Annotated in this window: 11 protein-coding genes; 6 read left to right on the top strand and 5 right to left on the bottom strand. The window is 59.9% G+C overall.

The window, feature by feature from the left end:
- Positions 1–67: 67 nt before the first annotated feature.
- Complete coding sequence (locus ACESQ2_RS16635; RefSeq protein ID WP_224266337.1) at positions 68–1,711, bottom strand: glycoside hydrolase family 43 protein; 1,644 nt, start codon at positions 1,709–1,711, stop codon at positions 68–70.
- A 128-nt stretch (positions 1,712–1,839) separates the two neighbouring features.
- Entirely contained in the window at positions 1,840–2,706 is an 867-nt protein-coding gene (locus ACESQ2_RS16630) for an AraC family transcriptional regulator (protein ID WP_348852324.1), read from the bottom strand.
- Between the two features lie 107 nt (positions 2,707–2,813).
- Here ACESQ2_RS16630 and ACESQ2_RS16625 point away from each other — a divergent pair, with 107 nt between their 5' ends.
- Both ACESQ2_RS16625 and rlmG read left to right on the top strand, forming a co-directional pair.
- Entirely contained in the window at positions 2,814–4,157 is a 1,344-nt protein-coding gene (locus ACESQ2_RS16625) for a glycoside-pentoside-hexuronide (GPH):cation symporter (RefSeq protein WP_049071579.1), read from the top strand.
- A 104-nt stretch (positions 4,158–4,261) separates the two neighbouring features.
- A complete protein-coding gene (rlmG, locus tag ACESQ2_RS16620) occupies positions 4,262–5,392 on the top strand; it encodes a 23S rRNA (guanine(1835)-N(2))-methyltransferase RlmG (RefSeq protein WP_046878298.1) in 1,131 nt (376 codons plus the stop codon).
- A 179-nt stretch (positions 5,393–5,571) separates the two neighbouring features.
- Here the strand turns inward: rlmG and ACESQ2_RS16615 are convergent, their stop codons facing one another.
- The 3 genes from ACESQ2_RS16615 to lsrR form a co-directional block, all read right to left on the bottom strand.
- Positions 5,572–7,593 (bottom strand): FAD-dependent oxidoreductase, encoded by a 2,022-nt coding sequence (locus tag ACESQ2_RS16615; protein WP_373170928.1) that lies wholly within the window; start codon positions 7,591–7,593, stop codon positions 5,572–5,574.
- 223 nt (positions 7,594–7,816) lie between these two features.
- The gene (gene lsrK, locus ACESQ2_RS16610; RefSeq protein WP_154905608.1) at positions 7,817–9,409 is read right to left on the bottom strand and encodes an autoinducer-2 kinase; all 1,593 of its coding nucleotides are present in this window, start codon (positions 9,407–9,409) and stop codon (positions 7,817–7,819) included.
- A gap of 37 nt (positions 9,410–9,446) precedes the next feature.
- Positions 9,447–10,418: a transcriptional regulator LsrR gene (lsrR, locus tag ACESQ2_RS16605; protein ID WP_004105944.1), complete on the bottom strand. Its 972-nt coding sequence runs from the start codon at positions 10,416–10,418 to the stop codon at positions 9,447–9,449.
- A 219-nt stretch (positions 10,419–10,637) separates the two neighbouring features.
- On the opposite strand from lsrR, the gene lsrA reads away from it, so the two are divergent.
- The 4 genes from lsrA to lsrB are packed head-to-tail and all read left to right on the top strand — an operon-like array spanning position 10,638 to position 15,152.
- Positions 10,638–12,125, top strand: a complete 1,488-nt coding sequence (gene lsrA, locus ACESQ2_RS16600) for an autoinducer 2 ABC transporter ATP-binding protein LsrA (RefSeq protein WP_373170980.1) — start codon at positions 10,638–10,640, stop codon at positions 12,123–12,125.
- Positions 12,122–13,156 (top strand): autoinducer 2 ABC transporter permease LsrC, encoded by a 1,035-nt coding sequence (gene lsrC, locus ACESQ2_RS16595; protein WP_014226924.1) that lies wholly within the window; start codon positions 12,122–12,124, stop codon positions 13,154–13,156. The genes lsrA and lsrC overlap by 4 nt, the downstream gene beginning before the upstream one ends.
- A complete protein-coding gene (gene lsrD / locus ACESQ2_RS16590) occupies positions 13,157–14,149 on the top strand; it encodes an autoinducer 2 ABC transporter permease LsrD (protein WP_014226923.1) in 993 nt (330 codons plus the stop codon).
- A 1-nt stretch (position 14,150) separates the two neighbouring features.
- Positions 14,151–15,152 carry an autoinducer 2 ABC transporter substrate-binding protein LsrB gene (lsrB, locus tag ACESQ2_RS16585; RefSeq protein WP_014839604.1) on the top strand — a complete coding sequence of 334 codons (1,002 nt, stop codon included), beginning with the start codon at positions 14,151–14,153 and terminating at the stop codon, positions 15,150–15,152.
- The last annotated feature ends 2 nt before the right edge of the window (positions 15,153–15,154 follow it).

Raw genomic sequence — 15,154 nt, 5'->3', positions numbered from 1 at the left:
GGGTCATTCAGCGACAACTGCCGGGGATTCTAGCACCCCGCGCGGGCAGGATGCCAGAAAGGCGGCGTTACTCGATTATCGCGTCTTCTACCGCCCGGTAGCTAAAGAAGTCAAACAGCGCCTCTTTACGATGCAGCATGCTATCCACGCAGGCCATGCCGACAAACGCGCCGGTAAACTCGCCGTAGCGGCTGTATTCATCGGAAAAATGCGAGGTGTCGTAGACCGCGCCGATGTTTTGGTATTTTTCGCCATCCGCGGACCACGAGCATTGTATCTCCCGGCCGTTAATCGCCATCGCCAGATAGACTTCTCCCTCCGCAAGGCGGATTTTCTGCGGGTCGTCGTGACGCTCGCCGTTATCCATATAAATGATGGCCAGCTGCGCTGCGCCGGAGGCTTCATCCCAGGTTTTATGCAAAAACAGATAGTTCATGTTGTCGTAATAGAGCGTCAGGCCGGCGCTGTGCTGATAAATCTCCGGGCTGAACTCCATCTTCGTGACGATGGTGGCGTATACCGAGGTGAGCTTTTTCGCCAGCAGGCTGACTTTATTGAGCGAGCTCAGCGACTCCTGGCCGCGTAAGGCAAGGTAGCCTGCTTTACGTTCAAGGCTGGTAAAGCGCTGAAGGCGGATCCGCGGCGCATAGAAGGCGTTATCCAGCGTCTGCCCATCAAAATCATCCCTGTCTGGTTTAGCCGGAAACGGCTGAGAAGGCAGATTAGACTCTTCCACCTGGTGCTGAGCGAGGTTCCCCCCGGCCGCCATGCGCAGCCAGCCATCGTCGCTCCATACCATCTTTTGTATCGCCGTCTCGCGGCCCAGCGGGCAGCGCAGCACCTGGCGGAAGGGCCTGCTGCAAAGATGGGTTAACCAGACTTCGCCCGTCGGGGTCTCGACGTAGCTGCCGTGCCCGGCTTTTTGCAGATAGGTTTGCGGATTGAAGTAGTGTGGTTTGAGATGGTCTGCGTCGTGGCGCGCGTTATAGTTCTCCGGCCAGGAGGTGACGATGGGGTTTTGCGGATCGCCTTCATAGGGGCCGGCGACCTGCGTTGCGCGCGCCATAGTGACCGCATGGCCGTAGCCGGTGCCGCCTTCGGCGACCATCAGGTAGTAATAGTCGCCGCGGCGCGTCAAATGCGGTGCTTCAATACAGCCGCGATCGGTACCGCCGCGCCAGATCCGCTGCGGATAGCCGACAACGCTTCGCGTTTGCGGCGAATACTCCACCAGGCAAATGGCGCCCGGTTTTTCGTAACCTTCGCGGGTTTCCCACTCCAGGGATACGATCCATTTTTTTCCGTCGGTGTCGTGCAAAATGGAGGCATCGAACCCGGCAGAGTGGAGATAAACCGGCTCACTCCACGGGCCGGTGATTTCACTGGCGGTAATAAGATAGTTATCTACATCGAAATAACGTGAATTCATGGAATTCATCACGCCATAAATAACGTAGAACAGCTTTTCCTCTTCACACCAGGTCAGGCTCGGTGCCCAAATGCCTTTGGCGGAGGGCAGCTTTTTTAAATCCGGATTATTATCATCGGTAAGAACGTGGGTAAGTAATTGCCAATGTTTTAAATCCCTCGAATGATAAACCGGCAGACCGGGAAACCATTCAAAGGAAGAGACCGCCACATAATAATCATCGCCGCGCCGACAGATACTGGGGTCAGGATTAAAACCTTTAAAAACAGGATTCTGAATCATCGTATTTACCCTTAATGCGCAAAATATAGCGATGATTGTAAATAGGCGATGGCGACGGGGATATATAGACTCTGGCTATTTATATAATAAACGTCTACTTATCCGGTGATGCGGCTCACAAAAACGCGTTATTTCTCCGCCTGACGCCCTACGGCATCGGTGCTTCTGACTTTGTGACGGAAGGCCAGCGGGGTGTCGTTCATCATCTCTTTAAACTTGAGGCAGAAGTAGGCGCTGTCGGTGAAGCCGGCGCTTTGCGAGATATCGCTAATCTTCAGGTCGGTGTTGGTCAGTAGATTGATAGCGATATTCAGTTTGCGCAGCAGCATAAATTTTTTGAAGCTGATGCCGAAGGCGGATTTAAAGGTGCGGGAAAACCAGGATTTCGACCATCGGCAGCGGCGGGCGGCTTCTTCGGTTGTCATCTCAAAATTTTCATTTTCATCAATAGATTGCAGAAGTTCGATCAGCTCGCTCAGATAGCGATGGTTGGTGCGTTCGGTAATGGGGACGGAATCTTTCAGGCTATTAAAGGCGTGCAGCAGTACGCTCTGCATCAGGGAGCGAAACAGCGAATCGGTAAAGTCGCTGAACTCGCCGCACCAGCTCAGCAACAGCTCCAGGCGCTCGGCTTCCTCGCCGGAAAGGTAAGCGACCGCGCCGCAGTGGGCGGCGGGGAGCGACAGGTCGTATCCCTCGAGCCACTCTTTTTCGAATTGCATAAGATAACGCTTGTGGCTGGCGGTGGCCGGGAGCGTCATTTCATGGATCAGTAAGGCGGGGACGAAAACCAGGGTATTGTTTTTTATCGTAAATTTCTCATCACCAATCGAATAGCTGCCCTCCGACTCTCGGAACCACATCAGTTCGTCCATCATATGAAAATGGGGGACTACGTTTATGCCATTGAAATCGTTTATGTTATCTACCCGCAGGGTAAATAGCTCGCCGGCGCCCACGGGGATCTTTTCGAAAACGGGAGATTCATCACTCATCGGGTACACTCCTCTTATATTTAACAGGATGATTTATACATAATCGGTAAGCCCTAAGCAATAACGTACAGAGGACAAATATTAACGATCTTTCTGGCGGAGGCGCGATGAACACTGCCCGTATCAGTATTAAAGAAAAATTTAGCTATGGGTTAGGGGATACCGGCTGTAATTTAGTCTGGCAGACAGTGATGCTGTTTATGGCCTGGTTTTATACCGACGTATTTGGTTTAAGTCCGGCGCATATGGGGACCATGTTTCTCGCAGTCAGGGTATTAGACGCGGTCACCGATGTATTAATGGGGGCGGTGGCGGACCGTACCCGGACTAAATATGGGCAATTCCGCCCTTATATTTTATGGTTCGCGATTCCTTTTGGCGTACTTTGCTGCTTAACGTTTTATACGCCGGATTTCGGCTATACCGGCAAGCTGATTTACGCCTATGTTTCTTATACCTTATTATCGCTGGTCTATACGGCGATTAACGTTCCGTATTGCGCGATGATCAATAATATCTCTAACGATTCCCGCGAGCGCGTTTCGCTTCAGTCCTGGCGCTTTGCGCTCAGTACGCTCGGCGGTCTGATTGTCTCGCTGACCGCGCTGCCGCTGGTGGTCTGGCTGGGTCAGGGTAATGTGCAAAACGGCTATTTTTACACCATGATTGTGATGGGGTGCCTGAGCATCATTTTGTTCTTTATCTGCTTCGGCCTGACGAAAGAGCGCTACACCACGGATATCGCGGTCAACAATCAAAGCAGCATTCTTGACGATCTGAAAACCCTGCTCGCCAACAAGGACTGGCGCATTCTCTTCGCGCTCAACGTCGTTAACCTGATTGCGGTGCTGTTTAAAGGCGGGACCACGCTCTATTACGTCAACAACATTATGGGGCGGGCGGATCTGGGCAGTCTGCTGCTGACCACCACCCTGGCTTCCGGCGTGCTGGGGGCGATGCTCTCCCCGTTTATCTTTAAAAATATTGATAAAGTGAAAGGGTTTAAAATCTCCATGGCCATTGAGGCGGCGCTGCTGATAGGCATGTACTTCGTCCCGGCGGGGAACGTGGCCGCTATCTTTGCGCTGGTGATTATCATCAATATTATTCAGCTGGCCGCCACGCCGCTGCAGTGGAGCATGCTGTCCGATATTATCGATGCGGAAGAGAAACGCAGCGGTAAAAAACTCAGCGGGATCGTTTTTTCAACAAACCTGTTTGCCATCAAGCTGGGGATCGCCATCGGCGGCGCGCTGGTGGGCTATATGCTGGCATGGGGCGACTACGTTGGCGGCGCAGCGCAGCAAACCGACTCCGCGCTGCAGATGATCGCGCTGCTGTTCACCGTTTTCCCAGGGGTGCTGGTGGCGCTGCTGATTGTTATCATGAGCAAGTACAGCCTGGACGATAAACGCCTGTCGCGCCTGGCGCAGGACGACCTCCCGGCGTAACGGACTGTCGCCCGGCAGATGGAGATAATCGGCGCATCTCTATTCTACTGGGCGAAGTTTGCGTATAAACTCGCGGGTTTTAGTGTTCCGGAGGCACAAAGGCGATGAGCCAGGTAGAGTTAAACGGTGAGTTATTCACATTAGAGCGGTTCCCGCCGAATGCTGAAGAGGAAGCGCTTCAGGCGTGGGAAGCGGCGGATGAATATCTGCTGCAACAGGTGAATGACGTCGACGGCCTGACGCTCATTTTCAATGACAGCTTTGGCGCGCTGGGCTGCGCGCTGGCGGAACGCAACCCGGTCAGCATCAACGATTCCTACGTATCTGAGCTGGCGACCCGCTACAACCTGCGGATGAACGGCATTGATGAAGAGAGCGTACGTTTTCAGGATCCCCTGAGCGAACTGCCTGCCGCGCCGGCGCTGGTGCTCATTAAGGTTCCGAAGCAGCTGGCGCTGCTGGAGCAGCAGCTGCGCGCGCTGCGCGAGGTTGTCACGCCGGAAACCCGCATCATCGCCGCCGCGAAAGCGCGGGATGTCCACAATTCCACCCTGGCGCTGTTTGAGAAGATCCTCGGCACCACCACCACATCGCTGGCATGGAAAAAGGCGCGGCTGATTTTCTGTACCTTTACCGCGCCTGAGGTGGCCGATGCGCCGCAAACCTACAGCTGGGCGCTGGACGGTACGCCGTGGACGATTCACAACCACGCCAACGTGTTCGCCCGCAGCGGCCTTGATATTGGCGCGCGCTTCTTCCTGGAGCATCTGCCGGCAAATATTGAAGGCGAGATCGCCGATCTTGGCTGCGGCAACGGCGTGATTGGCCTGAAAGCGCTGGCTTTAAACCCGGACGCCCGGGTGATGTTTACCGATGAGTCCTATATGGCGGTCGCTTCCAGCCGGCTGAACGTCGAAACCAATATGCCGGATGACCTCGAACGCTGCGAGTTTGTGGTGAATAACGCGCTGTCCGATATTGAGCCGGACCGCTTCGCCGCCATCCTCTGCAACCCGCCGTTTCATCAGCAGCATGCGATCACCGATCATATTGCCTGGCAGATGTTTAACGACGCCCGCCGCAGTCTGAAGTACGGCGGCGAGCTGTATGTCGTCGGCAACCGCCATCTCGATTATTTCCGCAAGCTGAAGCGCGCGTTCGGTAACTGCACGACGATCGCCACCAATAATAAATTTGTGGTGTTGAAAGCGACAAAGGTGCGCAAACAGCGCTGAGCGTTATCGGCTTTCCCGGTTTCCCCGGTTTCCCCGGCTTGCGGCTGACGCCTTAGCCGGGCTACCGGCTGACGCCTTAGCCGGGCTACCGGCTGACGCCTTAGCCGGGCTACCAGCTGATGCCTTAGGCGGGCTACCGGCTGATACCTTAGTTGGGCTACCGGCCGGGTTTTCTTTCCCTAAATCGACAGCGCCAGCCGGGTGCCCTGAGCGATTGCCCGCCGGGCGTCCAGCTCCATCGCCACGTCGCAGCCGCCAATCAAATGCACCGTTTTACCCGCTGCCTGCAGCGGATCGGCCAGCTCGCGGCGGGGATCCTGACCGGCGCAGATAATCACATGATCAACGTTAAGCACCTGAGATTCGCCGCCGATCGTCACATGTAGGCCGGCATCATCGATCCGTTGATAGCTGACGCCGGGGATCATTTTGACGCCGCGGGCCAGCAGGGTGGCGCGGTGGATCCAGCCGGTGGTTTTCCCCAGCCCGTCGCCGGGCTTGCTGGTTTTGCGCTGCAGCATCACGATCTGGCGCGGGCTTTTAGCCAGCTGCATCCCCTCCGGGCGTAATCCGCCCGCGCTCTGCAGGCTGGTATCGATCCCCCATTCCGCACAGAACTCGTCGATATTCTGGCTGGTGGCGACGCCGGACTGGCTGAGGTACATGGCGGTATCAAAGCCGATCCCGCCGCAGCCGATAATCGCCACCTTCTCGCCGACCGGCGCTTTATCACGCAGGACATCGAGGTAGCTCAGCACCTTCGGATGATCGATCCCGGCGATATCCGGCATCCGCGGGGCGATCCCGGTGGCGAGGATAATCTCATCAAATGCCCGCAGATCGTCGGCCGTCACCCGGGTTTCAAGCCGCAGCGCGACGCCGGTAAGATCCAGCATCCGGCGGTAATAACGTAGAGTTTCATGGAACTCCTCTTTGCCGGGGATCTGTTTGGCGATAGTAAACTGGCCGCCAATCTCATGGTGCCCGTCAAAGAGCGTCACCTGATGCCCGCGCGAGGCGGCGTTAACGGCAAAGGCCAGGCCGGCAGGACCGGCGCCGACTACCGCCAGCCGCTTCGGTGCGGTCGCGGGCGCTATCGGCATCAGGGTTTCATGGCAGGCGCGCGGGTTGACCAGACACGAGGTGACTTTACCGGCGAAGATCCGATCGAGGCAGGCCTGGTTGCAGCCAATACAGGTATTGATCTCATCCGCCCGCCCGCTCTGTGCTTTAGAGAGAAATTCGCTGTCGGCGAGGAAAGGGCGGGCCATCGATACCATGTCGGCGTCTCCGCGGGCCAGGATCGCCTCCGCCACGGCGGGATCGTTAATCCGGTTGGTGGTGACCAGCGGGATCGACACCGCGCCTTTCAGCTTGCGGGTGACCCAGCTAAACGCGCCGCGCGGTACCGGAGTGGCGATGGTGGGAATGCGCGCCTCGTGCCAGCCGATGCCGGTATTGATAATCGTGGCCCCGGCGGCCTCAATCGCTTTCGCCAGCGCGGTGACCTCCGCCAGGGTGCTGCCGCCGCTGACCAGGTCGAGCATCGACAGGCGGTAGACAATAATAAAATCGCTGCTCGCGCGCTCCCGCACGGCTCTGACCACCTCTACGGCAAAACGCATGCGTCGGGCGTAGTCGCCGCCCCACTGGTCGTCGCGCAGGTTGGTGCGCGCGGCAAGAAATTCGTTAATCAGATAGCCTTCCGAGCCCATCACTTCGACGCCGTCGTACCCGGCTTCCCGCGCCAGCTGGGCGCAGCGGGCAAAATCATCGATCAGCTGTAAGATCTCTTCGTGGCTCAGTTCGTGAGGCGTAAAGGGGTTGATTGGCGCCTGCAGCGCGGAAGGAGCCACCAGCTTCGGCTGGTAGCTGTAGCGCCCGGTATGCAGGATCTGCAGCGCGATTTTGCCGCCCTCCTCGTGTACCGCATCGGTGATATGGCGGTGATGAGCGAGATGGCTGGCGTCGTTAAGCACCGCGCCGCCCGCCATGGTGACGCCGGAAGGCGCCGGGGCAATCCCGCCGGTGACGATCAGCGCCACCCCGTGGCGGGCGCGCTCGGCGTAAAACGCCGCCAGCCGCTGTGCGCCGTCCGGCAGCTCCTCCAGGCCAGTGTGCATCGAGCCCATCAACACGCGGTTTTTGAGCGTTGTGAACCCCAGGTCAAGCGGGGCGAAAAGCGACGGGTAGCGGCTCATAATCTCTTCCAGTGTAAAATTATTGTTATGTGGTCGGATGAGTTACTAATTTAGCCGCCGCGGGCGAAAAGGGAAAAGGGGAGTGCGGCGATTGTGATGGGATTCAAAGAACGGCGGAAGGTTCTCCCTTACCCCGGCCCTCTCCCACCGGAAGAGGGAGAAGGGCGGAATGGCGCCGGGGCCAGTTATGCCCGGACGGTTTCTTCTCCTGTAGGGGAGAGGCTTAGGGTGAGGGGGCAACAGGGGCACGGCGCGTTAGCCCCGGCGCCTGCCACATCGAGGTCGTTAATCCGCTGTCCACCAGACCGAGCTGCTCGGCGTACACCGACTGCCATTTGATCATCATCTCGTGATACAGCTCGCGATGCGCCGGATTGGGCGTAAATTCCCGGTGCCAGTTCACCAGCTTCTCGCCCGTCGCCGCCATATCGCCGTACAGCCCGGCGCCGGCGCCGGCGGCGATCGCGCAGCCCAGCGCCGTCGCCTCGCGGACCTCCGGCACCCGCACCGGGAGGCCGGTGACATCGCTGAGGATCTGGCTCCACAGCGCGCCTTTTGAGCCCCCGCCGGCAAAGACCAGGCTGTCAAACCGCACGCCGGAAAACTGCGAAATTTGCGCCAGATTACAGGCAGAGACAATCGCCGCGTTCTCTTCCAGCGCGCGGAAGAGGGTGGCCTTATTGCATTTTTCCGGATCGATGGAGAGGTTAATAAACGACGGCGCGGCGTGGTACCACTGCTTAAAGTGCATGGCGTCAGAGAAGATCGGCATCACCCCGTGGGAACCCGCCGGCACGCGGCTGGCCATCTCTTCGAGCAGGCTGTAGGCGTCGACGCCGAGGCGCCCGGCAATCAGCTTCTCCTCCGCGCAGAACGCGTCGCGGAACCAGCGCATGGTCAGGCCGGTGAAGAAGCTGATGGACTCCGCCTGCGCCATGCCGGGAATGACGTGCGGGTTAACGCGAATATTCATCTCCGGGTCAGTTCGGACTTCCGGCAGATTAACCACCTGCTGCCAGAAAGTGCCGCCGAGCACCGCCGTCTGCCCGGCGCGCACCACGCCGAGGCCCAGGCAGCCGAGCTGGACGTCGCCGCCGCCCATCACCACCGGCGTGCCCGCGCGCAGCCCGCTTTGCGCCGCCGCCGCGTCGGTCACCGCTCCCAGTACGCTGCCGGTCTCTTTGACCGGCGAGAGAATATCGGCCCGCAGCCCGGCCATATCCAGCAGCGCCGGGCGCCAGTCGCGGCTGAAGAGATCGAGCATGCCGGTCGTTCCGGCGTTAGAAGGGTCAACCGCCAGTTCGCCGGAAAGCTTTGCCGCCAGCCAGTCGCTGATCATGGTGATGGTCGCCGCTTTGCGGTAGATATCCGGGCGATGATGGGCCAGCCACAGCAGGCGCGGCATGGCGCTCAGTGCCAGGGTCTGCCCGGACACGCCGTACACTTCGGATTCAAAACGGTCGTCGTGGATCTCTTTGAGCTCCGCCACCTCGCGGCTGGCGCGGGCGTCAACGTTGGCGCAGGCCCAGATGGCCTCGCCGTTGCGGTCGTAAAGCACGATGCCTTCACGCATCGAGCAGCAGGCCACGGACTGAATATCTGCCGCAGAGAGATGGGCGGCGGCCAGCGCCTGACGGATACACTGGCAGGCCAGCTGCCAGTTGGTGCCAAGGTCGAACTCCATCGAGCCGGGGACATTGTCCACGCTCAGGTGCTTCCATTCGGCCTGGCCGACCGCTATCTGACGGCCCTGGAGATCGAATACGACCGCCCGAATGCTGCCGGTCCCGGCATCTAACGCTAACAGGTAACTCATGACATGCGCCTCGCTCGTGTTGCGCGGCGCAGGGCCGTTATGAGGCCAGCGTCAGCACCGCGCGTGCTGTTGTCTCTTCCGTTACCAGGCCATTAATCCGCTTGCCGATAAGGGCCGCGTAAATCGCCTGCGCTTTTTCTGTGCCCCCGGCGACGCCCACGATGGTCGGCAGCTGCGCCAGCTCATCAAGGGTGACGCCGAGCAGTTCCCGATGGATCTCCAGCCCTTCAACCGGTTTGCCGTCAGCCTGCAGGAAATAACCTAAAATGTCGCCGACCGCGCCTTTGCGGGCGTACATCAGCTGTTCGCCTTCGCTGATATAGCCGGAGCGCAGGATGGTGGCGTCCCGGCGCTGGTCAATGGCGCCGATACCTACCACCGCCGCATCCGCCGCCGTCGCGGCCAGGATCACGTCGCGGACGCTCGATTCCCGGCGCAGGATCTCCGCCACATCCGCCGATGACACCCGCAGCGGCGCGGGGATCATGCTGACGCTACAGGCGGCATCCAGCTGGCCAATGCCGGTCATATACGGGCCCACGCCGCCGGAAAGCGTCACCAGCCGAACCTGCTGGGAGCCGATAAACCCGCTCAGGTGCTGCAGGCAGCTCATGGTGGCTTCGCCAAAGCCCACCGCCAGCAGCTGTCCCGGCTCCAGCACGCCCATTAACGATTGCGCCGCGCCAATCCCCAGGCGGGTGTTCATCGGCGGGGTATTCAGCGCCGGCAGCACGCGGGCAATTTTCAGACCGAAGCGCTGCTGAAGTTCGGTTTCCAGCGCCAGGCAGCCCTCATAACGCGAATTAATCTGGACGCGGATCACCCCCGACTGGCGGCCCTTCTCCAGCAGGCGGGAGATCTTTAACCGCGGCAGCCCTAAACGCTCGCCGATGTCGTTCTGCGTCAGGCCGTCGTGGTAGTAACACCACGCCACCCGCGCCACCAGCTCCTCCTCGGCTAACGCCAGCCCGGCGTAGCGGCTCTCTTCCGTAATGCGTTTTTCGCTCATAAAGTGAACTCTTATAAAAATTTAGATCATATGTTCGTTATTGCGCGGTCGGAAAATGTGAGCCGACTGGCAAAACGGATCTTTCGTTGTCCGCTGGTTTTCTTCAAACGATCGAAAGCATAAAACTGTGATCGTTGCACGGTTGTAAATATAGTTCACCGTCTACGCTTTTGAACATTATTAATTTAAAAAATCTTTTGTTCAAAATGAGGCGCGATGATGAAGCCACTGCTTGAAGCTCGCCAAATCGGCAAACAGTTCTCCGGCGTCACCGTGCTGAAGCAGATTGATTTCACGCTGCTTTCCGGCCAGGTGCACGCGCTGATGGGCGGTAACGGCGCCGGAAAATCGACGCTGATGAAGATTATCGCCGGGGTAGAGACCCCCGACAGCGGTGAGCTCATCCTCGGCGAACGTACATTTGCGCGCCTTACTCCCGCCCAGGCCCATCAGCAGGGCGTGTATCTGGTGCCGCAGGAACCGATGTTATTCCCCAATCTGACGGTGCGGGAAAATATTCTTTTTCGTCTGCCAAAGCGGGCGGATACCGAGGCCCGCCTGCAGGAAAAGCTTCAGCAGCTTAGCTGCCAGCTTAACCTTGAGGCGGCGGCCAGCACCCTGGAAGTCGCCGACCAACAAATGGTGGAGATCCTGCGCGGGCTGATGCGTGACGCGCAGATCCTGATCCTTGATGAACCCACCGCCTCATTGACGCCGGGGGAAACCGAGCGCCTGTTTCGCCAGATCCGCTCTTTGCAGGCGCTCGGCGTCGGGATCGTGTTTATCTCGCACAAGCTGCCGGAGATCCGCCAGGTCGCCAGCCACGTCTCGGTGATGCGCGACGGCGCGGTGGTGCTGAGCGGGGAAACCGCGCACTACGGCGACAACCAGCTGATCGGCGCAATGACGCCCGTCAGCCGCGATCGTGCGCTGAGCGACACGCAAAAGCTGTGGCTGGCGCTGCCGGGCAATCGCCGCACTCAGGCGCAGGATTTCTCGGTCCTTAGGGTAGAAGATCTGACCGGAGAAGGTTTTATCGATCTCAACCTGGAGATCCGCGCCGGGGAGATCGTCGGCCTCGCCGGGCTGGTCGGATCCGGGCGCACCGAATTTGCCGAAACGCTCTACGGTCTGCGACCGGCGCGCGCCGGGCGGGTATGGCTGGAAAACCGCGATATCAGCCGCGACAGTACGCGCGCCAGGCTGGCCTGCGGGCTGGTCTATCTGCCGGAGGACAGGCAGGTTTCCGGGCTGTTTCTCGATGCGCCGGTGCGCTGGAACACGGTGATGTTTAACCAGCCGTCGCTGTGGCAGCAGAACAGGCGCGAAGCGGCGGTGGTGGAGCGCTATCACCGGGCGCTGGGGATCAAAATGGCCGATGGCGATCGCCCGGTGCGCACGCTCTCCGGCGGTAACCAGCAGAAGGTACTGCTGGCGCGCTGCCTGGAGGCTAACCCGCTGCTGCTGATCGTCGATGAGCCGACCCGCGGCGTGGACGTTTCCGCCCGCGCCGACATCTATCAGCTGTTGAAAAGCGTCGCCGCGCAGAACGTGGCGGTATTAATGATCTCCAGCGATCTCGACGAGTTCGTTGGCCTGGCCGATCGGGTGCTGGTGATGCATCAGGGCAGGCAGAGCGGCGAGCTGGCGCAGCAGGCGGTCAGCGTTGACCGGATGATGACCCTGGCCTTCGGAGGACAGGCATGAAAACGTTATTAAAGAATCGTGAACTGAGCGCCTTTCTCGCCATCGTGGTGCTGTTTGCCGGGCTGGTGGCGCTCAACCCGGCTTATTTCAGTTTGCAAACCCTGGCCATGATCTTTGCCAGCGCGCAAATCCTTTGCCTGCTGGCGCTGGGGGCAACGCTGGTGATGCTGACCCGCAATATCGACGTTTCGGTAGGCTCCACCGTCGGCCTGAGCGCTATCGCGACAGGCGTGGCGCTGAATAGCGGGTATGGCCTGATGACCGCCATCGCTTTCGCGCTGGCGATCGGCGCGCTGGCCGGCGCCTTTAACGGCCTGCTGGTGGTGGGGCTGCGCATCCCGGCGATTGTCGCCACCCTCGGCACCCTCGGGCTTTATCGCGGGGTGATGCTGCTGTGGACCGGCGGTAAGTGGATTGAAGGCTTGCCGAATAGCCTGAAGGCGCTGTCGGAACCGGCGTTCATCGGTATTTCGCCGCTGGGCTGGCTGGTGCTGGCGCTGCTGCTGGCGGGCGGCTGGATACTGTCGCGCACCGCCTTTGGCCGTGATTTTTACGCCGTCGGCGATAACCTCGCCGCGGCCCGCCAGCTCGGGGTGGCGGTGAACCGCACGCGGATGCTGGCATTTACCCTTAACGGCATGCTGGCGGCCTGCGCCGGGATTGTGTTCGCCGCGCAGATTGGCTTTGTGCCCAATCAGACCGGCAGCGGCCTGGAGATGAAGGCCATCGCCGCCTGCGTGCTCGGCGGGATCTCGCTGCTTGGCGGTACCGGCACGCTGCTGGGCGCTTTTCTCGGCGCCTTCTTCCTCACCCAAATTGACACCGTGCTGGTGCTGTTCCGTCTCCCGGCGTGGTGGAATGACTTCATCGCCGGCCTGGTGCTGCTCGGCGTACTGGTGCTCGACGGGCGGCTGCGTCAGGCGCTGGCCCGCCATCAGCGGGCGCTGAAGTACAGCCGCTTTCAGCCCGGTAATAAAGGGGGCAAGCGCGTGGCCCCGTTTCCCGAACGCAAAAACAAAGAGGTGGCGTAAATGAAGCTCAACTGGGAAAGCGCGCTGCTGGCGCTACTGGTGCTGGAGATCCTGCTGTTTGGCGCCCTGAATCCGCGCATGCTGGATCTCAATATGCTGCTGTTCAGTACCAGCGACTTTATCTGCATTGGCATCGTGGCGCTGCCGCTGACGCTGGTAATTATCAGCGGCGGGATTGATATTTCGCTCGGTTCCACCATCGGCCTGTGCGCCATCGCGCTGGGGGTGATGATGCAGGCGGGCTGGCCCATGAGCCTCGCGATCCCCCTGACGCTGCTGCTCGGCCTGCTGTGCGGGTTGCTGAACGCGGCGCTGATTCATTACACCGGCATTAGCCCGCTGGTGATTACGCTTGGCACCCTTTACCTCTACGGCGGCGGCGCGCTGCTGCTTTCTGGCATGGCTGGGGCAACCGGCTACGAAGGCATCGGCGGATTCCCGGATAGCTTTACCGCCTTCGCCAACCTGACCCTGTTCGGCCTGCCGATACCGCTGGTGCTGTTCGCCGTTATCACCTTTTTCTTCTGGCTGCTGGCCCACCGCGGGCGCTTTGGGCGGCACCTTTTTCTGCTCGGGCAGAACCCGCGCGCCGCGCGCTACGCCGCGCTTTCCGTTAACGGGATGCCCTACGCGCTGTATGGCCTGGTGGGCGTGGCGTCGGCGGTAGCGGCGCTGGTGATGGTCTCCTATTTCGGCTCGGCGCGCTCGGACTTAGGCCGCGACCTGCTGATGCCGGCGCTGACCGCCGCGGTGCTCGGCGGGGCCAATATCTACGGCGGTTCCGGCTCGATCGTCGGCACGGCGCTGGCCGCGCTGCTGGTGGGCTATTTACAACAAGGTTTGCAAATGGTCGGCATCCCCAACCAGGTGTCGAGCGCGCTGTCAGGGGCGCTGTTGGTTGTGGTGGTGATGGGGCGTTCGCTGAGCCTGCACCGTGAATGGGTGCGGATGAGCTGGCGGCGTCTTTTCTCGCGTAAAACAATCGGAGCATAAAATGAAAACAAAACTGATCGTGCTGGCGATGGCGCTGGGTATGGCATCGGCCCAGGCGGCGGACCGTATCGCCTTTATTCCTAAGCTGGTTGGCGTCGGCTTCTTTACCAGCGGCGGTAACGGCGCGAAAGAGGCGGGCAAAGCGCTCGGCGTGGACGTCACCTACGACGGCCCGACCGAACCGAGCGTCTCCGGCCAGGTGCAGCTGATCAACAACTTCGTCAACCAGGGCTACAACGCGATTATCGTCTCCGCCGTATCGCCGGACGGGCTGTGCCCGGCGCTGAAGCGGGCGATGCAGCGCGGGGTGAAGGTCCTGACCTGGGACTCCGATACCAAACCAGAGTGCCGCAGCATCTATATCAACCAGGGGACGCCGCAGCAGCTCGGCGGCCTGCTGGTGGAGATGGCGGAAAAGCAGGTGACGAAGCCTGGCGCCAAAGTGGCGTTTTTCTACTCCAGCCCGACGGTGACCGACCAGAACCAGTGGGTAAAAGAGGCGAAGGCCAAAATCGAAAAAGCGCATCCGCAGTGGGAAGTGGTGACCACGCAGTTTGGCTATAACGACGCCACTAAATCGCTGCAAACCGCCGAGGGGATCTTAAAAGCGTACCCGGATCTCGACGCCATTATCGCCCCGGACGCCAACGCGCTTCCGGCGGCCGCCCAGGCGGCAGAGAACCTCAAGCGCCAGGGCGTGGCGATTGTCGGCTTTAGTACCCCGAACGTGATGCGCCCCTACGTGGAGCGCGGCACGGTAAAAGCCTTCGGCCTGTGGGACGTGGTGCAGCAGGGCAAGATCGCGGTTAACGTCGCCGATCGTCTGCTGAAAAAGGGCGATCTTAACGTCGGCGACAGCGTTGATGTGAAAGATCTCGGCGCCCTGAAAGTCGAGCCCAACAGCGTGCAGGGCTATCAGTATGAAGCGAAAGGCAACGGCATCGTGCTGCTGCCGGAGCGGGTGGTGTTCACCAAAGAGAATATCAATAACTACGATTTCTGATG

Source organism: Klebsiella sp. Q11 (genome assembly GCF_964241505.1).
In the GTDB taxonomy this organism is placed as follows: domain Bacteria; phylum Pseudomonadota; class Gammaproteobacteria; order Enterobacterales; family Enterobacteriaceae; genus Klebsiella; species Klebsiella michiganensis.
The sequence above is the reverse complement of the archived record's forward strand: the minus strand, read 5'-3'. Positions and strand labels throughout refer to the sequence as shown.